This is a genomic window from Marinobacter sp. SS21, assembly GCF_028369065.1.
In the GTDB taxonomy this organism is placed as follows: domain Bacteria; phylum Pseudomonadota; class Gammaproteobacteria; order Pseudomonadales; family Oleiphilaceae; genus Marinobacter.
The window spans coordinates 197,768-217,145 of the sequence record NZ_JAQNDA010000003.1 but is presented as its reverse complement, the minus strand read 5'-3'; the positions used below and the strand labels follow the sequence as shown (position 1 = coordinate 217,145).

22 protein-coding genes and 2 tRNA genes are annotated in these 19,378 nt (G+C 58.3%); 21 read left to right on the top strand and 3 right to left on the bottom strand.

Annotation, left to right across the window (positions count from 1 at the left end; translation table 11 throughout):
• Positions 1 to 2: 2 nt before the first annotated feature.
• Positions 3 to 428 (top strand): HIT domain-containing protein, encoded by a 426-nt coding sequence (locus tag N6L25_RS05435; RefSeq protein WP_271978705.1) that lies wholly within the window; start codon positions 3 to 5, stop codon positions 426 to 428.
• Here the strand turns inward: N6L25_RS05435 and fabR are convergent.
• On the bottom strand, positions 425 to 1,069 hold the full coding sequence (gene fabR / locus N6L25_RS05430; protein WP_271978703.1) for an HTH-type transcriptional repressor FabR: 645 nt from the start codon (positions 1,067 to 1,069) through the stop codon (positions 425 to 427). The genes N6L25_RS05435 and fabR overlap by 4 nt on opposite strands.
• A 272-nt stretch (positions 1,070 to 1,341) precedes the next feature.
• Here fabR and N6L25_RS05425 point away from each other — a divergent pair, with 272 nt between their 5' ends.
• The 15 genes from N6L25_RS05425 (at position 1,342) to nadA (ending at position 12,949) form a co-directional block, all read left to right on the top strand.
• The gene (locus N6L25_RS05425; protein ID WP_271978949.1) at positions 1,342 to 1,584 is read left to right on the top strand and encodes an FmdB family zinc ribbon protein; all 243 of its coding nucleotides are present in this window, start codon (positions 1,342 to 1,344) and stop codon (positions 1,582 to 1,584) included.
• Between the two features lie 40 nt (positions 1,585 to 1,624).
• Positions 1,625 to 3,433 carry an aspartate--tRNA ligase gene (gene aspS / locus N6L25_RS05420; RefSeq protein ID WP_271978701.1) on the top strand — a complete coding sequence of 603 codons (1,809 nt, stop codon included), beginning with the start codon at positions 1,625 to 1,627 and terminating at the stop codon, positions 3,431 to 3,433.
• Between the two features lie 80 nt (positions 3,434 to 3,513).
• Positions 3,514 to 4,059, top strand: a complete 546-nt coding sequence (ruvC, locus tag N6L25_RS05415; protein WP_271978699.1) for a crossover junction endodeoxyribonuclease RuvC — start codon at positions 3,514 to 3,516, stop codon at positions 4,057 to 4,059.
• A gap of 36 nt (positions 4,060 to 4,095) precedes the next feature.
• Positions 4,096 to 4,719, top strand: a complete 624-nt coding sequence (gene ruvA / locus N6L25_RS05410) for a Holliday junction branch migration protein RuvA (protein WP_271978697.1) — start codon at positions 4,096 to 4,098, stop codon at positions 4,717 to 4,719.
• Between the two features lie 248 nt (positions 4,720 to 4,967).
• Entirely contained in the window at positions 4,968 to 5,996 is a 1,029-nt protein-coding gene (ruvB, locus tag N6L25_RS05405; protein ID WP_271978694.1) for a Holliday junction branch migration DNA helicase RuvB, read from the top strand.
• Entirely contained in the window at positions 5,992 to 6,438 is a 447-nt protein-coding gene (locus tag N6L25_RS05400) for a YbgC/FadM family acyl-CoA thioesterase (RefSeq protein ID WP_442915214.1), read from the top strand. The genes ruvB and N6L25_RS05400 overlap by 5 nt, the downstream gene beginning before the upstream one ends.
• Before the next feature lie 14 nt (positions 6,439 to 6,452).
• On the top strand, positions 6,453 to 7,145 hold the full coding sequence (gene tolQ / locus N6L25_RS05395) for a protein TolQ (RefSeq protein WP_271978690.1): 693 nt from the start codon (positions 6,453 to 6,455) through the stop codon (positions 7,143 to 7,145).
• Positions 7,146 to 7,169: 24 nt separating this feature from the next.
• Positions 7,170 to 7,616, top strand: a complete 447-nt coding sequence (tolR, locus tag N6L25_RS05390; protein ID WP_271978688.1) for a protein TolR — start codon at positions 7,170 to 7,172, stop codon at positions 7,614 to 7,616.
• Between the two features lie 12 nt (positions 7,617 to 7,628).
• Complete coding sequence (gene tolA, locus N6L25_RS05385; protein WP_271978686.1) at positions 7,629 to 8,642, top strand: cell envelope integrity protein TolA; 1,014 nt, start codon at positions 7,629 to 7,631, stop codon at positions 8,640 to 8,642.
• Positions 8,643 to 8,698: 56 nt separating this feature from the next.
• Positions 8,699 to 9,988, top strand: coding sequence for a Tol-Pal system beta propeller repeat protein TolB (gene tolB / locus N6L25_RS05380; RefSeq protein ID WP_271978684.1), 1,290 nt, complete (start codon positions 8,699 to 8,701; stop codon positions 9,986 to 9,988).
• A 45-nt stretch (positions 9,989 to 10,033) separates the two neighbouring features.
• Positions 10,034 to 10,612, top strand: coding sequence for a peptidoglycan-associated lipoprotein Pal (gene pal, locus N6L25_RS05375; protein WP_271978682.1), 579 nt, complete (start codon positions 10,034 to 10,036; stop codon positions 10,610 to 10,612).
• A gap of 35 nt (positions 10,613 to 10,647) precedes the next feature.
• Entirely contained in the window at positions 10,648 to 11,397 is a 750-nt protein-coding gene (ybgF, locus tag N6L25_RS05370; RefSeq protein ID WP_271978679.1) for a tol-pal system protein YbgF, read from the top strand.
• A gap of 67 nt (positions 11,398 to 11,464) precedes the next feature.
• Positions 11,465 to 11,540, top strand: a tRNA-Lys gene (locus N6L25_RS05365).
• A gap of 80 nt (positions 11,541 to 11,620) precedes the next feature.
• A tRNA-Lys gene (locus N6L25_RS05360) sits at positions 11,621 to 11,696 on the top strand.
• Between the two features lie 191 nt (positions 11,697 to 11,887).
• The gene (gene nadA, locus N6L25_RS05355; protein WP_271978677.1) at positions 11,888 to 12,949 is read left to right on the top strand and encodes a quinolinate synthase NadA; all 1,062 of its coding nucleotides are present in this window, start codon (positions 11,888 to 11,890) and stop codon (positions 12,947 to 12,949) included.
• Between the two features lie 47 nt (positions 12,950 to 12,996).
• Here nadA and N6L25_RS05350 read toward each other — a convergent pair whose 3' ends face one another.
• Positions 12,997 to 14,484: a M48 family metalloprotease gene (locus N6L25_RS05350; RefSeq protein ID WP_271978675.1), complete on the bottom strand. Its 1,488-nt coding sequence runs from the start codon at positions 14,482 to 14,484 to the stop codon at positions 12,997 to 12,999.
• A gap of 172 nt (positions 14,485 to 14,656) precedes the next feature.
• On the opposite strand from N6L25_RS05350, the gene N6L25_RS05345 reads away from it, so the two are divergent.
• Positions 14,657 to 14,893 (top strand): sulfurtransferase TusA family protein, encoded by a 237-nt coding sequence (locus N6L25_RS05345; RefSeq protein WP_271978673.1) that lies wholly within the window; start codon positions 14,657 to 14,659, stop codon positions 14,891 to 14,893.
• An 18-nt stretch (positions 14,894 to 14,911) separates the two neighbouring features.
• Positions 14,912 to 15,994 carry an AI-2E family transporter gene (locus tag N6L25_RS05340; protein WP_271978670.1) on the top strand — a complete coding sequence of 361 codons (1,083 nt, stop codon included), beginning with the start codon at positions 14,912 to 14,914 and terminating at the stop codon, positions 15,992 to 15,994.
• A 58-nt stretch (positions 15,995 to 16,052) separates the two neighbouring features.
• Here the strand turns inward: N6L25_RS05340 and N6L25_RS05335 are convergent, their stop codons facing one another.
• Positions 16,053 to 16,523 (bottom strand): peroxiredoxin, encoded by a 471-nt coding sequence (locus N6L25_RS05335; protein ID WP_271978668.1) that lies wholly within the window; start codon positions 16,521 to 16,523, stop codon positions 16,053 to 16,055.
• A gap of 74 nt (positions 16,524 to 16,597) precedes the next feature.
• Between N6L25_RS05335 and dapA the strand changes: the two genes are divergently transcribed.
• From dapA to purC, 3 genes are read left to right on the top strand one after another with little or no spacing between them, the layout of a single operon-like run.
• Positions 16,598 to 17,473 (top strand): 4-hydroxy-tetrahydrodipicolinate synthase, encoded by an 876-nt coding sequence (gene dapA / locus N6L25_RS05330; protein WP_271978666.1) that lies wholly within the window; start codon positions 16,598 to 16,600, stop codon positions 17,471 to 17,473.
• A gap of 34 nt (positions 17,474 to 17,507) precedes the next feature.
• The gene (gene bamC / locus N6L25_RS05325) at positions 17,508 to 18,590 is read left to right on the top strand and encodes an outer membrane protein assembly factor BamC (protein ID WP_271978664.1); all 1,083 of its coding nucleotides are present in this window, start codon (positions 17,508 to 17,510) and stop codon (positions 18,588 to 18,590) included.
• A gap of 39 nt (positions 18,591 to 18,629) precedes the next feature.
• A complete protein-coding gene (gene purC, locus N6L25_RS05320) occupies positions 18,630 to 19,343 on the top strand; it encodes a phosphoribosylaminoimidazolesuccinocarboxamide synthase (protein ID WP_271978662.1) in 714 nt (237 codons plus the stop codon).
• Positions 19,344 to 19,378: the final 35 nt, after the last annotated feature.

Sequence of the window (19,378 nt, the reverse complement as noted above, 5' to 3'; positions counted from 1 at the left end):
TCATGACTGCAGATTTCCGCCTGCATGAGCAGCTGAGTGCAGACACGATCACACTCGGCACCAGCGCACTGTGTGACATCCGGTTGATGAACGACGCGACTTGGCCGTGGGTGTTGTTGGTGCCCCGCCGGCTCGGGGTTCGAGAGATCTACGAACTGGGGGCGGCCGATCAGGCACAACTTTGGCGTGAGTCGTCGGCGTTGGGCGAGGGGATGATGCGGGTCTTCGGCGGTGACAAGCTCAATGTTGCTGCGCTGGGTAACATGGTGCCCCAACTGCACCTCCATCATATCGTTCGCTACGTCGGCGATCCGGCCTGGCCGGCGCCAGTCTGGGGCAAGCAGCCTGCGGTGCCTTATGAGGCCCGTGCGTTGGAGCGACGATTGCAGGATCTGGAGCCTGTGCTGGCGGAGCTCAGGCGGCTCTAGGTAGCGTCCGAGTGACGACCCTCAACCTTGGCGAGTTTGGCCAGAGTCTGTGAGCCAAGCAAGATCATCCGAAGCTCGAGCTTCAGCTTCTCCTTGAGGGTCTCGCGATCCTTGGGGGACGCATCCAGCGCCTCGGCACCCTGGTTGAATACCAGGGTGACCATGGCTTCGGCCACCAGGCGTGCATCGGACAAGGGTTGATTCTGCTCCTCGGTAATTCGTCTGAGGTCGTCGGCCAGCTCGGTGACAAAATGATCGATTTCGGCCTTGATGGCGGTCCGGAACGGTTTCGAAACGCCGGTGCGCTCCCGCAACATCAGCCGGAACAGGTTGGCGTTATTGACCAGGTACTCCATGAAGGTGTCCACCGAGGTGCTGATGGCGCTGCCGTTGCGGGCGATGCGCTTGCGGGCCTGGCGCATGAGCTGGCGTAGGGCTACCCCGCCTTCATCCACCAGTGCCAATCCCAGTTCGTCGAGTTCGGAAAAGTGGCGGTAGAAAGACGTCGGGGCAATTCCGGCTTCCCGGGCAACCTCCCTCAGGCTGAGACTACCAAAGCCGCGCTCCTCGCTCAGTTGCGCCAGGGCGGCGTCCATCAAGGCTCGGCGGGTCTTCAGTTTCTGTTCGGCTCGGGAGGACACGCAGATACTCCGGTCAGTGTAATGGGAGCAAGCTATTCTAGCGGCCCGGCCCCGAGTCGTCATCTTTGCTTCGGTGTACGTAAGAGCGCCTGATTTTCGCCCGCATTGTGTTTATAATGTCCCGCTTTTCACGTAGGGTCCGCCAGTGCCGCCTGGTCAGTGAGCGACGCATCCGTGCGCAACGTTTCAAGGCGGTACCCGACGATATGAGCAGGGCGGGACCCGTAAGTATGCGGGGGTGCCAGTGTTGGTTATGTTGTGGGGTTTTGAAAATGCCGATCTATGAATATGTATGTGATGCCTGTGGTTTTGAGAAGGACGTCATCCAGAAAATGAGTGCCGAGCCACTCAAGGATTGCCCAACTTGTGAGGAGCCGGCGTTCCGCAAGCGGATTTCTGCTGCGGGCTTCCGTCTGGCCGGAAACGGTTGGTACGAAACCGATTTCAAGACCGGCAGCAAGAAGAATCTGGCCGATCAGGGATCGTCATCAGGCAGTGAGTCAGCAGCGGGCTGAACCAAACTTTTTCGCACACACAGAAATAACGGGAATGGGTATGCGCAGTCATTATTGCGGTGGAATCAACGAGTCTCATATTGATCAAGATGTAACCCTGTGCGGCTGGGTTCATCGTCGCCGGGATCACGGGGGCGTTATTTTTCTTGATCTGCGGGACCGGGACGGTATTTCCCAGGTTGTGTTCGATCCGGATACGCCAGAGAGCTTCGCGCTGGCCGAAAAGGTCCGCAGTGAGTTCGTGATTCAGGTCACCGGTCGGGTTCGTCGTCGTCCGGCGGGCACCGAAAACGACAACATGCCTACCGGTCAGGTGGAAGTGCTTGGTCGTGAGCTGGCCATCCTGAACGCTGCGGCAACGCCTCCGTTCCCTCTGGACGAGCACGTTGACGTCGGTGAGGATGTTCGTCTCCGCTACCGTTATGTGGATCTGCGTCGTCCGGAAATGCTGAATCGTTTGCGGCTCCGCTCCAAGGTGACCAGTTATATCCGCAACTTCCTCGATCGTCACGAGTTCATGGATGTCGAAACCCCCATCCTGACCCGAGCGACACCGGAGGGGGCGCGGGACTACCTGGTGCCCAGTCGTACTCATAATGGTTCATTTTTTGCCTTGCCACAGTCTCCCCAGCTGTTCAAGCAGCTGCTGATGGTGTCTGGCATGGACCGTTACTACCAGATTGCCAAGTGTTTCCGCGACGAAGACCTGCGGGCCGACCGCCAGCCAGAGTTTACCCAGATCGACATTGAGGCTTCCTTCGTCAACGAGGAAGACCTGATGGGGATCACTGAGTCCATGATCCGCGAGCTGTTCAAGGATGTGCTTAAGGTGGACTTGCCTGTATTCCCTCGCATGCCATACGAGGAGGCCATGCGCCGTTACGGCAGCGATAAGCCGGACCTGCGAATTCCGCTGGAGCTGATTGATGTGGCAGACCTGGTGGCCGGCGTAGACTTCAAGGTCTTTGCTGGACCGGCCAAGGACCCCAAAGGCCGAGTGGCGGCGTTGCGGGTGCCCAAGGGCAGTGAGCTGACCCGGAAACAGATCGACGAATACACCAAGTTCGTCGGAATCTACGGTGCCAAAGGGTTGGCCTACATCAAGGTCAACGACCTCAGCAAGGGCGCGGAAGGCTTGCAGTCTCCCATCGTCAAGTTCCTGGGTGACGAGGTGGCGATGGCAGTCATTGAGCGGTCAGCCGCTCAAGATGGCGACATCGTGTTCTTCGGTGCCGACCGGCGCCACGTGGTCGATGAGGCGCTGGGCGCGCTGCGGATCAAGGTGGGCCATGACCTCAACATGCTGACCTCCGAATGGGCACCACTGTGGGTGGTCGACTTCCCCATGTTCGAGGAGACCAGCGACGGGCAACTGACGCCGATTCACCACCCGTTCACCGCGCCTTCCTGCACGCCGGAAGAGTTGACCCAGGCTCCGGCGACCGCGTTGTCCCGCGCCTATGACATGGTGCTGAACGGCACTGAACTGGGTGGTGGTTCGATTCGTATCCACGACGAAACCATGCAGGAAACGGTGTTTGGCGTACTGGGCATCGAGCATGATGAGTCTCGCAGCAAGTTCGGCTTCCTGCTGGATGCCCTGAAATACGGCTGCCCGCCCCACGGTGGCTTGGCGTTTGGCTTGGATCGGCTGATCATGCTGATGACCGGCGCTTCGTCGATCCGTGACGTCATCGCCTTCCCGAAAACTCAGAGCGCTACCTGTCTGATGACTCAGGCTCCGGGTGTGGTCGAGGATCAGCAGTTGAAGGAGCTCAACATCCGCCTGCGCAAGCCGGTGGTTAAGGCTTCCGAAGCTGAAACGGATGACAGCGTAAAGGAAGGCTGAGGAAGGGGTATTCCAATGAGGCCGTTTCCGGTCATATCGGGGACGGCTTATCCCGCTAACCGGAAGTCTCAGGAGGCCGGGTGGCAATCATTCTGGGGGTAGACCCTGGCTCTCGCATCACCGGATACGGTATCGTCCGCACCGAGGGGCGGCGTTTGGAGTATCTGGACAGCGGCTGCATTCGCTTGGGTGACAAGCCGCTGGCAGAGCGCCTTCAGGTGATCTTTCACAGTCTCGCCACGCTGATTGGGGAGTATCGCCCCGCGGAATTCGCCATCGAACAGGTGTTCATGGCCCGGAATCCGGATTCCGCGCTCAAGCTGGGTCAGGCCCGGGGCGCGGCGATCGTTAGTGCCGCCAACAGTGGTCTGCCGGTGTATGAGTACTCGGCTCGCCAGGTCAAGCAGGCGGTGGTTGGTAACGGCGGGGCGGATAAGTCGCAGGTGCAGCACATGGTGCAGGCATTGCTGGGACTGTCGCGAAAACCCCAGGCCGATGCCGCCGATGCGCTGGCCATCGCGCTGTGCCATGCTCACATGAACCAAAGTATGGCGCGAGTTGGTACTGGCGCAGTAATGACAGACTCCGGTGGTCACGGCAAAGTGCGAGGCGGACGTATCCGCTGACAAGAATAACCGGCCATGAGCCAAAGGAGACATCCCTTGATCGGTCGAATCCGAGGCGTGCTTGTAGACAAATCGCCGGCCCAGGCCCTGGTAGAGTGTTCCGGGCTGGGGTATGAAGTGGACATTCCCTACACAACGTTTTTTCACCTTCCCGAGACTGGCGGGGAAGTGACTCTCCATACACATTTTTCCGTTCGCGAAGATGCCCAGAGCCTGTACGGTTTTGCCGCTCGGGTGGACCGGGATCTGTTCCGTCTGTTGATCAAGGTAAACGGTGTTGGGCCGAAACTTGCCCTTGCGATCCTTTCCGGATTGGATGCCGACCAGTTTATTCGCTGCGTGGAAGCCAAGGATGCCAACGCGTTGGTCAAGCTGCCGGGTGTTGGCAAGAAAACCGCCGAGCGCTTGCTGATTGAAATGACGGACCGAATTGGGCAGCTGGAAGGGCAGTTTGGCGTGTCCGAACCCCAGCTCAGCGACACGAAGGCCAGAGCCGTTGTGCAGCCAAGCGCCACCGACGAGGCGGAGTCCGCCCTGATCGCCTTGGGCTACAAGCCGCAAGAAGCCGCCAAGGTGGTCAGCAAAGTGGCGCAGGACGGCATGACACGGGAAGCCCTGATCCGGTCGGCGCTCAAGAGTATGATTCCCACCGGGGCTTGACCGGCACCTTGGAAAGGACTTAAGCCTTTGTCAGTAGCAGGGTTCCTGAAATGCGCGTAACGTGACAGCCACAGGCGCGTCAGTACAATGTCGGTGCATCACGACAATGTCGGTGCGTGAGGACAATGTCGGTGCGTGAGGACAATGTCGGTGCGTGAGGACAATATCGATGCGTGAGGACAATAGCGGGCGTTTGCCGGACCGCGCGCTGCGCGGATCTGATCGCCCGAGGGATGACAGGCAGGTACATGATTGAATCCGATCGTCTGATTTCTGCGCACAGCGGTGCGCATGAGGAAGTGCATGACCGCGCTATCCGTCCGACACTGCTGTCCGAATACGTCGGCCAGCCGGCGGTGTGTGAGCAGATGGAGATCTTCATCTCGGCGGCTCGCTCCCGTCGCGAGGCGCTCGATCATGTGCTGATCTTCGGCCCGCCAGGCTTGGGCAAGACCACCCTGGCCAATATCGTCGCCAATGAAATGGGGGTGGCGATCAAGACCACGTCTGGGCCGGTATTGGAGAAGGCCGGAGATCTGGCGGCCATGCTCACCAACCTCGAAGAGGGCGATGTCCTGTTCATCGACGAGATCCACCGGCTCAACGCGGCGGTGGAGGAAGTGCTCTATCCCGCCATGGAAGACTACCAGTTGGATATCATGATCGGTGAGGGCCCGGCGGCACGCTCCATCAAACTGGATCTCCCTCCATTTACACTGGTCGGTGCCACCACCCGCGCAGGCCTGTTGACGTCACCGTTGCGGGACCGTTTTGGCATCGTCCAACGGCTGGAGTTCTACAACACCCGGGACCTCACCCAAATTATTCGCCGATCTGCCGCCATATCAGGGGTTCAGATCGATGAGCAGGGGGCGTTTGAAATCGCGCGCCGGTCCCGTGGGACACCGAGGATCGCCAATCGTCTGCTTCGCCGTGTCCGTGATTTCGCCGAAGTCCGCCACGACGGTCAGATCAGTGCCAAGGTTTCTGATGCGGCCCTCAATCTCCTGAAAGTGGACAGCGAAGGCTTCGATCACATGGATCGGCGAGTGTTGCTGGCGTTGATTGAAAAATTCGATGGTGGTCCGGTGGGCGTGGAGAGTCTGGCTGCGGCCATCAGTGAAGAGCGGGGCACCATCGAGGATGTCATCGAGCCGTTCTTGATCCAGCAGGGGTTTATGGTGCGAACCCCACGGGGCCGGATGGCAACGTCCAACGCCTATCTACACTTTGGCGTCACGCCCCCGGGTGCGCAGCAGGAGGATCTCATTGATTGACCAGCAGCCATCCCTTGGCGTCTTCGAGCTGCCGCTGCGGGTGTATATCGAGGACACCGATGCCGGCGGAATCGTGTTCCATGCCAAATACCTGCACTACATGGAGCGGGCTCGTACCGAATGGGTGCGCAGTAACGGTGTCGGCCTGCGTGCGGGCCTGCGGGATAACATCAGCTACGTAGTGCAGCGGTTATCGATTCATTACGGCTTTCCTGCCCGGTTGGACGACGAGCTGCTGGTCACCGCGGAGCCTCTTGCCCATGGCCGGGTCTGGATGGACTTTCGGCAACGGGTGTTGAAACGAGCGGATCGCACCGAACTGGCCGAAGCCACGGTTAGGGTGGCCTGCGTGGCGCTGGATACCGGCAAGCCGCGACGGCTACCGGATACTATGGCGAAGCTGTTACAGCATCACTTCAATCCAATTTCTCAATCGGAATAAGCCAGGAGTACAACGTGGAGACAGAACTTTCTGTATGGTCGCTAATTGCCAATGCAGGACCGTTGGTGCAATTGGTCATGCTGATGTTGATGCTCGCGTCTGTGGTTTCCTGGGCGGTCATCTACCAGCGTCTGCAGGTGTTCAATAAGGCCCGGACAGCGCAACTGGCCTTTGAAGAGCGGTTTTGGTCCGGCATGGATCTGGGTCAGTTGTATCGGGACGTGAACTCGAACCCGACGCCATTCTCTGGAATGGAAGCGGTGTTTCGAGCCGGGTTCAAGGAGTTTTCACGCCTGCGCCAACAAAGCCGGGATGCGGATGCGGTGATGGAAGGCTCCCAGCGTGCCATGCGGGTAGCGTTCTCCCGTGAGCAGGAGCGGTTGGAGCTGCACCTGCCATTCCTGGCAACCGTGGGTTCCACCAGTCCTTATGTCGGTTTGTTTGGGACCGTGTGGGGCATCATGAACTCCTTTCGCGGTCTCGCCCAGGTTCAGCAGGCAACCCTTGCGACGGTGGCCCCCGGCATTTCAGAAGCGTTGATTGCGACCGCTATGGGCTTGTTTGCTGCCATTCCCGCGGTCATCGCCTACAACCGATTTGCGGCCAAATCGGACGCCCTGCTGAAAAACTATGAAACCTTCGCCGAGGAATTCTCAAGTATCCTGCACCGACGGGTTCACAGCAGCGATAACTCGGTCAAAGCCTGATCCGGCAAACGGGGGAGTGTGATCATGAAAGGCATGGGAATGATGCCCGCCGCGCGGCGCAAGCCGATGTCGGAGATCAATGTGGTGCCCTACATCGACGTGATGCTGGTGTTGCTGGTGATCTTTATGGTTACCGCGCCCATGCTCACTCAGGGGGTAAAAGTGGAGTTGCCGGAGGCGGTCGCGGACCCGATTCAGGCCCAGAAAGACGTCGAGTCCATCATCGTTTCGGTGGATGCCTCTGGCGCTTATTATCTGGAACTCGGTGATCAGGGCAGTGACCCGATGTCGTTGCCCGATGTCCGAAATCAGGTGGCCAAGGTGCTTTCCGAGCGCAGCAATCGGCAAGTCCTGGTTCGTGGCGATGAGCACGTTGAGTATGGGCGGGTGGTTCGATTAATGGCGGAGCTGCAGGCAGCGGGCGCCAGCAGTGTGGGCTTGATCACCGAAGCGCCGGCAGACGATGGCTGAGGCGGGCGTGTCGTGAAGGGACATGAGCGGGATTTTACCAGTACCGGACAGCCGCCCTGGAAATCGCCCATAGCGTTCTCGGTTCTGTTGCATGGCGCACTGATTTTGGTGGCGCTGGTGGGGTGGCACTGGTCCACGCCTACGGACGACATTGCCCCTCGCAGTATTGCTGCCACCCTGGTGGTGCAGCAGCCTCGGGCTCCGCAACCTCAGGCGCAACCTCGACCTGATCCTGAGCAAGTCAGGCGTCAGCAGGAGCGCCAGCGCCGAGAGACGGAGCAACGTGAGGCGGAACAACGCGCAGCGGAACAACGCGCAGCTGAGCAGGCCGAGCGGCGGCGGCAGGAGCAGCAACGTCGTGAGCGCGAACAACAGCAGGCCGCCGCCGAACAGGAACGGCGACGGCAGGCGGCGGCCGAGGAGGCAGCAAGGCGAAAGGCTGCAGCCGAAGCCGAAGCACAAGCCCGCAGGCAAGCCGAAGATGAGCGTAGGCGGCAGCAGGAGGCCGCCAGGGCCGCAGAGGAACGTCGTCGTCAGGCCGAAGAAAGGGCTCGTCAGGAGCGGGTGGAGCGGGAGCGTCAGGAAGTCGAAGCTCGTCGCCAGGAACAGGAGCGCCGGTTGCGCGAGCAGCAATTGGAAGCGTTGGCGGAACAGGCTAACCGGGAGCAGGCAGAGGCGCAGCAGCGTCAGGCGCAAGCGGCTGCGGCTGCTCGTGCCCATGAGCAACAAATGCTCTCTGATCGCGATCGGTACCATTTGCTGATCAAGGATCGGCTGAACCAGGCCTGGTACAGACCGCCATCCGCTACCGAGGGCATGGTTGCCCGCCTGCGCATAACTCTGCTGCCGACTGGCGAGTTGTCTTCGGTGCAGCTCATCAAGAGCAGCGGCAATACCGCATTCGACAACTCCGCGCTGAGCGCCGTCCGGAGCATCAGTCGTTACCCACTGCCGGATGATCGGGATACGTTTGAACGCTACTTCCGCCAATTTACCATCGAATTTACGCCGTTAGAGCTAAGGTAGGGGACATGCACAACAAATCAGGCACCGGAACGCCAACGACCTTCAGGACGCTTGCTATGGCTAGGAAATGCGGTCTGGTCCTCATGCTGATGTGGGCAGCGGCATTGCCGGTGCAGGCGGAACTGCTGATTCGAATCACTGAGGGTGTGGAGTCGGCCATACCGCTGGCGGTTGTGCCGTTCAAGGAAGCCGGCAACTTGCCGGCGGGCGATAAGTTAAGCGAGATCGTTCGCACCGACCTAACGCTCAGCGGTGAGTTTAGCGCATTGGCGCCGGAAAAAATGCTGAGTCTGCCGTCCCGGGGCGACGAGGTTTTCTTCCGGGATTGGCGGTTGCTGGGACAGCGGTATGTGCTGGTTGGCGAAGTCCGGCAACTGGGTGACCGGGCCAGCGTTCGTTTTGAGTTGTTTGATGTGAACAGTGAGGAGCGTATCCTGGGCGAAACCGCAGGCGCTCCGCTCAATAACCTGCGCAGTCTGGCCCACCATATCAGTGACAAGGTGTATGAGGCCATCACCGGGGTGCCAGGAGTGTTTTCTACCCGGCTTGCCTATGTCACGTTGGAGTCCGTTAGCGGTCGTCCGCTGTACAAATTGCAGATCAGTGATGTTGATGGCCAGCGTTCCAGGGTTCGACTGGAAAGCGATGAGCCCATTCTGTCGCCTGCCTGGTCTCCCGACGGTCGCCAACTCGCTTATGTTTCGTTCGAGACCGGAAGACCTGCAGTGTACGTTCATGAGCTGGCGTCGGGGCAGCGAAGCCGGATCGCCTCATTCCCCGGCCTGAACTCCGCGCCGGCATGGTCTCCTGATGGGCGTTCGCTGTTGCTCACCCTGTCCAAGGATGGCAATGCGGAAATTTACAAAATGGACGTGGCGAGTCGTTCGTTAACCCGTTTGACCGAGCACTGGTCCATTGATACCGAGGGGAGTTGGACGGCGGATGGTGAAGGTCTGTTCTTTACGTCCGACCGATCCGGGGGGCCGCAAATCTACTACAAGGAGAGCGAGCGCGCCGACCCGCGTCGTATCACCTTCGGTAGCCGCTACAATGCACGGCCCCGGCCGAGCGCGGATGGCAAGTTCGTCTATTATGTGCACCAGCGAGATGGCGCATTCCATATCGCCCGGACAAATCTGGAGACTGAAGATGAAACCGTCCTCACGCGTACCCAGTTGGATGAGTCCCCCAGCGTTTCGCCCAATGGACGAATGCTGATCTATGCCACCAAGCAGGGAGGACAAAGTGTCTTGACCGTAATCTCATCCGACGGCGGAGCGAGTTACACTCTGCCCGCGTCGGAAGGGGATGTGCGTGAACCTGCCTGGTCACCGATCATTCGGTAAACGAAAAGCCCTATAAAAGTTCAAAGACAACAGAAGGAAATTGATATGAGTATCTCCATGCAGAAGAAGGCATTCGCAATGGTGCTGTCTCTGGGTCTGGTCGCCGGCTGTAGCTCTACTGGCGAAACCGTCCAGGATGATGGCTACGGCACTGACGTATCCGCAGTGGATCAGGCTGGCGGCAGCACTGTATACGGTGGTGCAGACGATGGCGGCGTGTCGTCCTCTGGCCTGACCGAGGCTGAGCGTGAAGAGGCGCGCATGGCTGCTGAGCGTGCGGCCGAAGCAGCAAAGCGTAGCGTCACTACGTTCTACTTTGATTTCGATACCTCCGAAATCAAGCCGGCTGCGCGGGAAGTGCTGATTGCCCACGCACGTTACCTCGCCGCCAATCCTGGCCAGCAGGTACGCCTGGAAGGGCATGCCGACGAACGGGGAACCAAGGAATACAACCTGGCTCTGGGAGAGCGTCGTGCCAACGCCGTGCAGCGCTTCCTGATTGTCAATGGTGCAACTCGCGGACAGCTGGAAACTGTGAGCTACGGTGAAGAAAAACCGGAGGTCATGGGGTCGTCCGAAAGTTCCTGGGCACAAAATCGTCGTGTTGAACTGATTTTCAAGTAATACAATACTGAAAATTATTTCTAACAGGATGCCCCATGAGACAATTACTCATGGCGACGCTCGCACTATCGCTTGCCGGTAGTGCGGTGGCGCAATCGAGCTCAACCGTCTATCAGGATAGCCGCTCTCAAGCACAACGGGCTGCCGGTGACAGTCAGGCGACAGCCGAACTGTTTTATATGATCGAGCAGCTTCAGCGGGAGGTGCGGCAACTTCGAGGTGAGCTCGAAGAGCAGCGTAATCAGTTGGAGCGTTTGTCCCAGCAGTCCCGTAGCCGCTATATCGATCTGGACCAGCGTATCCTCGGACTGTCGGAGACACTGAATAAACCTGCGGAGGCTGCGACGCCGGCCGCCGAAGCACCGGTGGCTACGCCCAAGCCAGTAAGTCGGGAATACCGTCAACCGGCGGCGGATGAGCGTGCAGCTTACCAGGCGATCCAGACGCTGATTCGGGAAGACAAGAACTACGATGCCGCCATTGGCGCTATCTACGATTTTATCGGCAAGTACCCGGAAGGGGACCTGACGGTGAACGCCTACTACTGGCTGGGCGAGGTCTATTTGGTCAAGCCGCAACTTGAGCAGGCTAAACAGGCGTTTACAATCGTTGCGAGCCGTTATCCAGACCATCGCAAGGCTTCCGATGCGGTGTACAAGCTTGGTGTTACGCTGGATAAACTGGGCGAAGCCGAAGAGGCGAAGCGTCGGATGACGACGGTGGTTCGTGACTATCCGGGGACTGATGCCGCCCGCTTGGCAAAGCAATTTCTGGATTCGCACTGATTTCTAAAAATATTCCTCAAAAGGGGTTGAATGGCGCAAAAATATCAGTAGTATATGCGCCTCGCTTGGGTCGTTAGCTCAGTTGGTAGAGCAGTTGGCTTTTAACCAATTGGTCGATGGTTCGAATCCATCACGACCCACCAAATTTTAAGGTGAAGCGGCTAGAGAGGTCGCGCGCCAGTGTGAAATCGCGGCGATGTTGCGAAATCACCGATCTGTTTAAGGGTCGTTAGCTCAGTTGGTAGAGCAGTTGGCTTTTAACCAATTGGTCGATGGTTCGAATCCATCACGACCCACCAACATGATCAATCCCCGAAGACCGGGGTAGGTCAAAAAAAGAGCCTTAGGGCTCTTTTTTTTTGCCTGTGCGTCCATACCTAATAACAAGGCTTCGGGTCGTCTCCTGAAACGACGCCAACGGGGTGCTCCCTGAACGGGCGACTTCGGGTGGTATACTGAGGCCGGACAGACAATCGATGAGATGTAGGTAATGACACGATCTGAAGACCGTATTCTGGTGCAAGAGCATCTGGCTCACGCGGCCGAGCCCAGGGAACTGAGTGCCGAAGAAAAGGCGGCAATGGAGGACCGAATCCGTACTGTCCTGAAAGAACAGGATGCGGTGTTAGTGGCTCATTATTACACCGATGCAGACATTCAACGTTTGGCTGAAGAAACCGGAGGTTGCGTCGCGGATTCTCTGGAAATGGCACGGTTTGGCAATCAGCATCCAGCCTCTACCGTGGTGGTGGCCGGGGTTCGCTTCATGGGAGAGACCGCCAAGATTCTGAATCCGGAAAAGCGTGTATTGATGCCGACTCTGGAAGCTACCTGCTCACTGGACGTTGGCTGTCCCGCCGATGAGTTCTCCGACTTTTGCGATCAACACCCGGACCGGACGGTGGTCGTGTACGCCAACACCTCGGCCGCGGTAAAGGCGCGAGCCGATTGGGTGGTGACGTCCAGTTGCGCTCAGGCTATTGTTGAGACCCTGGACGCCAAGGGCGAAAAAATTCTCTGGGCACCGGACAAGCACCTAGGTCATTATGTCCAGAAAACCACCGCCGCCGATATGCTGCTGTGGGACGGTTCGTGCATCGTGCATGAGGAGTTCAAGCATCGGGGTCTGGAAGATCTTAAGGCCCTGTATCCCGATGCGGCTATCTTGGTGCATCCTGAATCTCCGGATGCCGTGGTGCAAATGGCGGATGTGGTGGGATCCACCTCCCAGCTGATTCATGCAGTGCAAACCCTGCCCAATGAGCAATTTATTGTCGCTACTGACAATGGCATCTTCTACAAGATGCAGCAGCTGGCACCGAACAAGACCCTCATCGAAGCGCCCACCGCTGGAAACGGGGCTACCTGTCGAAGCTGCGCGCATTGCCCCTGGATGGCGATGAACGGGCTGGAAAACCTGCTTCGCGTGCTGGAAAACGGTGATCAGGAAGTGCTTGTGGATGACGGGCTCCGGGCGCGTGCGCTGGCACCTTTGCAGCGTATGCTCGACTTTACCGCCGGGATGAACCTGAAGGCGGCCGGTAACGCCTGATCTGGCTCATCATTGCTGGAGTGGCTTGTTGTTGCTGGCGAGGTTTGCTATTGCCGACGTGAGAGCGCACTCGCCACTGAATTCAGGCGCTCTGTGATGGCCTGGTGAGCCGGAGTGCCGGGCGCGACCCGTTCCTGGGCTTGCAGTAACTGGCGGCGGGCGGCCGACAGGTCTCCCATTAACAGTTCGTACTCCGCCTGGGCCTGATGCACGCCAACAATGTTGCGGGCCTGGCCTTCCGCTTCCACCAGTCTCAACCAGAGATGCTCGCGCTCCGGGAACTGTCGGGTCAATTTCTTTAAAGCGGCGACCGCAGCCGCAGTGTTGCCGGTGTCCAACTCCGTTCGGGCGAGCATCTCAGTAATCGGGTAATTGTCCGGATTGCGTTTCAGTGCTTCCCGCATCAGGGTGTTGGCGTCTTGGCGATGCTCCATGCGGAGCAGTGCTTCGGCAAGCGTAACCTGAAAGGTAATGCGGCCGGGGTGCTTGTTCAGCAGGGTTTGCAATTCGGCGACGGCCAGTTCTGGCTGATCGTTGCTCAGATAGGCAACCGCCAATCCGTAGCCAACCGCCGGATTACGCGCTCCGTCAGGATGCCGCTGGAGCCGTTTGAAATGTTCGGTTCCGGTCGACGGGGTCTCGGCATAATGGGCTTGCATGCGGGCCCGGATCAAGTGGTACTCCAGGCTGTCCGGAACCTCCCTGGATGGGTATTGCTCAGCTCTTGATCGGGTGTCGGAGACGCGGCTCTGGGTCAAGGGGTGAGTGGACAGGTACTCGGGCACATGGCTTCCCTGGAGCCGGTTCTGCTTCATCATCTGCTCAAACATCGCCGGCATTCCCCGGGGGTCCAGGTCTGCGTCCGCCATGATCTGTAAGCCAATTCGGTCTGCCTCCTGTTCGTGGGCTCGACTGTACTGCAGCATATTCTGAATGGACAAAGCCTGGGTTCCGGCAATGGCGGCGACACCGATGTCAGACTTGGTCACTGCGGATAGCACGATTCCTGCGATCATTCCGGCCAACGCCATGGGGGCGGTATTTTCCTGCTGCTCGAGCCTGCGGGCGAAGTGGCGCTGGCTCAGGTGTGCGAGTTCGTGTGCGAGGACCGACGCGAATTGCTGCTCGCTGTCGGAGCTCAGAAAAAGTCCGCCGTTTACGCCAACGATGTTGCCTGGGACCGCGAATGCGTTGAGGTCGGGGCTATCGATCATGATCAGGGTGAGGTGTTTGTCGTTCAGTGGCACGGAGGGCAGGAGTCGGTGCACCAGGGTCTGGGCATAGTCCGCGGTTAGCGGGTCCTGAATCTGCGGCGCCGAACGCCTCAGCGAGCTCAATACCTGTTGGCCGATCTCCACTTCCAGCTGATCTGAGATAATGCCGCCACCAAGGCCGCCAAAAGTGGGTAGCGGCTGATCATTGGCCCAAACCGGTTGCACCGCCTGGGTCAGCAGGGCGGCGGCGAGGGCGCTGCGTATGCAAAAGCGCTCGATACGGCGCTTCACGGGGATGTTGGTCACAGGGGTGTCGCTCATAGTGCTTCCGAATATGGCTCCGTAGAAAAAGTTCCAACTGCCTGTTAATAAAACAGGTTTCTGCAGCGCTGTGAAGGCCCGCCGTGTGGTGCAATCCGCCTGCGTCAACGGCATAATGCAGCTTACTTCCGATAGTGGCTTTTTTAGTCCGACAGCAGCGTTCAGGATCTTAATGACACACGCCGATAAAACTCTGGATGCAACGGGTCTCCAGTGCCCCATGCCTCTTCTGAAAACCAAGCTGGAGTTGAATGCCATGACGCCGGGCCAACTGCTCGAAGTGGTTGCTACCGATGCCGGGTCGGCCCGGGATATTCCGGCGTTTCTCAAATTGTCCTGCCACGAATTGGTGAGTAGCTCGGAATCCGACGGCAACTACCGGTTCGTGATACGGTGCGGCCAGCCCTAAGTCCCGACGGAGTTGTTAATGGTTAGAATTTTACGCGGTCTTGTCGACAAATACTTTTCAGATGACGAAGCGGTCATCCTTCTGCTGCTGTTGGTGGTTGGGACGCTGGCGATCATCTTTTTCGGTGCCATGCTGGCGCCGGTCATCGCTGCCGTTATCGTCGCCTTCATCCTTCAGGGGCTGGTGGCAAGATTGACCGCCTGGGGCATACCGGAAACGGTCGCCATTGTCGGGGTGTTCCTGGTATTCCTGGGCGTGCTTGTGGGTTTTCTGTTCGGGCTGCTGCCGCTGGTGTGGACTCAGGTTACTGCGCTTGCCGGTGAAGCGCCGCGTATTTTCCGGGAATTGCAAAGCTATCTGGAATTGTTACCGGAGCAATACCCCAACCTGGTGTCAATCGACGCGGTCAATACCGTGTTCCACGAGGTCACCAGCGAAGCGGCACGTCTGACCCAGTGGCTGGTGTCCTTCTCCCTGTCCAGTATCCCGGATCTGGTGGCGGTTTTGATCTACATGGTCCTATTGCCGATATTGGTGTTTTTCTTCCTCAAGGACCGAGAGCTGTTGCTTGGCGCCATTGCGCGTCTGCTGCCCCACCAGCGGCCGTTGATGTTGCATATCTGGGATGAAGTCAATCTGCAGTGCGCCAATTATGTCCGGGGCAAGGCCGTGGAGATCCTGATCGTTGGTGGCGCCACCTACATCTCGTTCAAGCTCCTAGGGGTGCCTTATGCAGCCCTGTTGTCGCTGCTGGTGGGCCTGAGTGTTGTGATTCCCTACATTGGCGCGGCAGTGGTGACGCTTCCGGTGGCCATGATCGCCCTGTTCGCATTTGGTTGGGGGAGTCATTTCATCTGGGTGATGGTGGTGTACGGGATCATTCAGGGTCTGGATGGCAACGTGCTTGTGCCGGTACTGTTTTCGGAGGTCAATAACCTTCATCCGGTGGTCATCATTGTCGCGGTGTTGTTCTTCGGCGGAATCTGGGGTCTGTGGGGGGTGTTTTTTGCCATTCCTTTGGCGACCATGCTGAAGGCTATCTTCTCCGCCTGGCCGGTGAAGAATGACCTTTCTCCACCCTCTGCGGTGGAGAAAGGTTAGGGAGCCCCTGAGCGCCAGAGAGGGTCCGGCCTGGATCAGGGCTTCCTGGAGATGGCTGTTAGAGGTTGCTGGCAGCCTCGAGGACCTCTTCGACGTGGCCTTTAACCTTGACTGAGCGCCATTTCCGACGCAGCACGCCTTCTTTGTCGATCAGAAAGGTGCTGCGGTCGATGCCCATGTATTCTTTGCCGTAGAGTTTCTTGAGCTTGATGACGTCAAAGTGTTTGCAGAGGGTTTCATCGGGATCGGAAATGAGCTGGAAGGGAAACTCGTGCTTGGTGCGGAAATTCGAGTGCACCTTGAGGCTGTCCCGGGAGACGCCGAAAATGACGGTGTCGTTAGCCTTGAAGTCGCCGAAGCGGTCCCGAAAATCCTGACCTTCAGTGGTGCAGCCAGGGGTGTTGTCCTTGGGGTAAAAGTAGATCACCAGGTTTTTCTGGCCCTTGAAGTCCGATAGCCGGACGGCCTGGGATTCCGTGGCTTGTGCTTCAAAATCGGGGACCGGCTTGTTCAGTTCTACCGCAGACATGGGTTCTCCTCTATTTCCCTTGTGTCAGTTCGCACCCAACATTACCATATCCGTTTTATCTGGACGGAGTCTTTATGATTACTGGTAGCCTCGTCGCTCTGGTGACGCCCATGCATCCGGATGGCAGCATCCACTGGGAGCATCTGGACGCACTGGTGGACTTTCATATTGAGAATGGAACCGACGGTATCGTAGCCGTAGGCACCACCGGTGAATCCGCAACCCTGGATCCACAAGAGCACTGTCAGGCGATCGGTCACATCATCAAACGGGTCAAGGGCCGTATTCCGGTCATTGCCGGAACTGGCGCAAACAGTACGCGAGAGGCCATCGAGCTCACCAGCGAAGCGCATAAGCTTGGCGCTGACGCCTGTTTGCTTGTGGTGCCGTACTACAACAAGCCAAGCCAGGAAGGTTTGTATCAGCACTACCGGGCGATTGCTGAAGCTGTACCCGTCGACCAGATCCTATACAACGTACCCGGACGCACCGCTTGTGACATGCTGAACGAGACGGTGGTGCGATTGGCGGATATCCCCAATATTGTGGGTATTAAAGATGCCACCGGTAATATTCCTCGTGGCATTGAGTTGATCAAGGCAGTCGACGGGCGCCTCGCGGTCTATTCCGGCGATGACGCAACCGCTGCCGAGCTGATGTTGGCCGGTGCCAAGGGCAATATCTCGGTGACATCGAACGTGGCGCCCCGTGCTATGGCGGATCTTTGTCGCGCGGCCATGGCGGGGGATCGTAACGAAACGAACCGCCTGAATGATCTGTTGATGCCGCTAAATCACAAGCTGTTCCTGGAAGCCAACCCGATCCCGGTGAAGTGGGCCTTGAATCGCATGGGCCTGATTGGCGAGGGAATCCGGCTTCCTCTGACGGTTTTGAATGAAAAATTCCATGCTGAAGTCGAAGGCGCGCTCAATGCCGCGGGCGTTCTTTGAGGCCGTTTCCCAATTCACCAACTGGAGAGGCCTGATGGGAGCAGTACCGTTCAGGAAGATACACCAACGCGGTGTTCTCGCCGGATTTGCGGTCAGTATAGCTCTGACCGCAGGGTTGTCCGGCTGTGGCATGCTGGAAGATCGATCGCTGCGGTATGTTGATGCGCCGGAAGGAGAGGCGCTTGACACCGTTGGCGAGCGTCAACGGGACCGAATCGGCAACGCCTATCCCATTCGCGAAGTTGAGGCCAGCAAAGGCGGGCGAATGTTTGCCGATGAGTTACCCGCTCCGCCGGATATGACCGCAGAGATTCTCGAGCAGAACTATCTGATTGAGCAGCTGGATGACCAGGTCTGGCTGTTGATTAACGAGCTGCCCGGGCAGGTCTGGCCCGGGGTGACCGCCTATTTAAGCGATCGCGGTTTTGGCGTTGCCCACGACAGTCCACAGCTGGGCCTGGTGCAAACGGAGCTGGCCAACTACAGCCGCAACGCCCGCGCGCTGGTGGGGCTCGAGGATGGCGGCCAGACGGAGCCAAAAGTGTTGCTGCAAGCCCGGGTTGCGCCAGGCGTTCGCCGTAAGACCACCGAAGTCCAGCTACGTCCCCGGCAAGTGCAGGGTAGCCCTTCAGAGTTGATCCCCTGGCAATCGACGGTCGAACGATTGGAAATAGAGAGGGCGTTGCTGGAGGATCTCTCGAGCTTCTTGCAGGCCCGGGTCGACACCAAATCCTACTCGCGGGCGGCGCTGGGGATGGCCAGCGAGCCTCGGGTGCGCATGCTTTCAGAAGCTGAACAGCCGGTTGCAATTCGCATGGACCTGGCCTTTGACCGGGCCTGGGGCGAGGTGAAGCGAGCCCTGGCTGACGCGGGGGTTCAAGTGGTCGACCTTGACCGGAGTGCCGGGCAGTTCTATGTCGATTTCCGATCCCGCAGTGAGAAAACGAGCGGATGGTTCGACTGGTTTGGCGACGAGCCGGAGCCTGTGTACACCTTTCATGTCCAGCTTCAGGTCAGTGACAACGCTATCCTGGTGACGGCCGGACGCGCGCCGGATCACCAAGGCGTCGATCGATCCGCGATGCTATTGAGTCGACTGTTCGAATACCTGTACTAATTTGTTAAAACGGTCACAAGCCGTTGTCGGAGAAAAGAAATGGAAAAGCGTGAAGAGCTTTACGCGGGTAAAGCCAAATCGGTGTACCGGACCGACGATCCGGACCGGTTTGTCCTGGAATTTCGTGATGACACCTCGGCCTTCGACGGTGAAAAGAAAGAACAGTTGAGCCGGAAGGGGATGGTGAATAATCGCTTCAATGCGTTCATCATGCAGAAGCTGGAGGATGCCGGTGTGCCGACCCACTTCGAGGGGCTGCTGTCTCCGACCGAATCCCTGGTGAAGAATCTGGATATGATCCCAGTGGAATGTGTGGTTCGTAATGTCTCTGCGGGGAGTCTCTGTCGTCGTTTGGGCGTGGAAGAGGGGCAGACCCTGACTCCGCCGACTTACGAACTGTTCCTGAAGAACGATGCGCTGCATGACCCGATGGTCAACGAATCCCTGGCGGTGAGCTTCGGTTGGGCGACTGAGTCAGAACTGGCTCGAATGAAGGAGCTGACCTACCAGGTCAACGACGTGCTCAAATCCCTGTTTGACGACGCCGGTATGCTGCTGGTGGATTACAAGCTGGAATTTGGTCGTTCCGGCGGTCAAGTCGTACTGGGTGATGAATTCAGTCCGGACGGCTGTCGCATCTGGGACAAAGAAACCCGCACCAAGATGGATAAGGATCGCTTTCGTCAGGGGCTGGGCAACGTCATTGAAATGTACGAAGAAGTAGGTCGTCGACTTGGAATCGAATTCGACTGATCAGGACATTGATAACAACAACCCTGGAAAGGTGA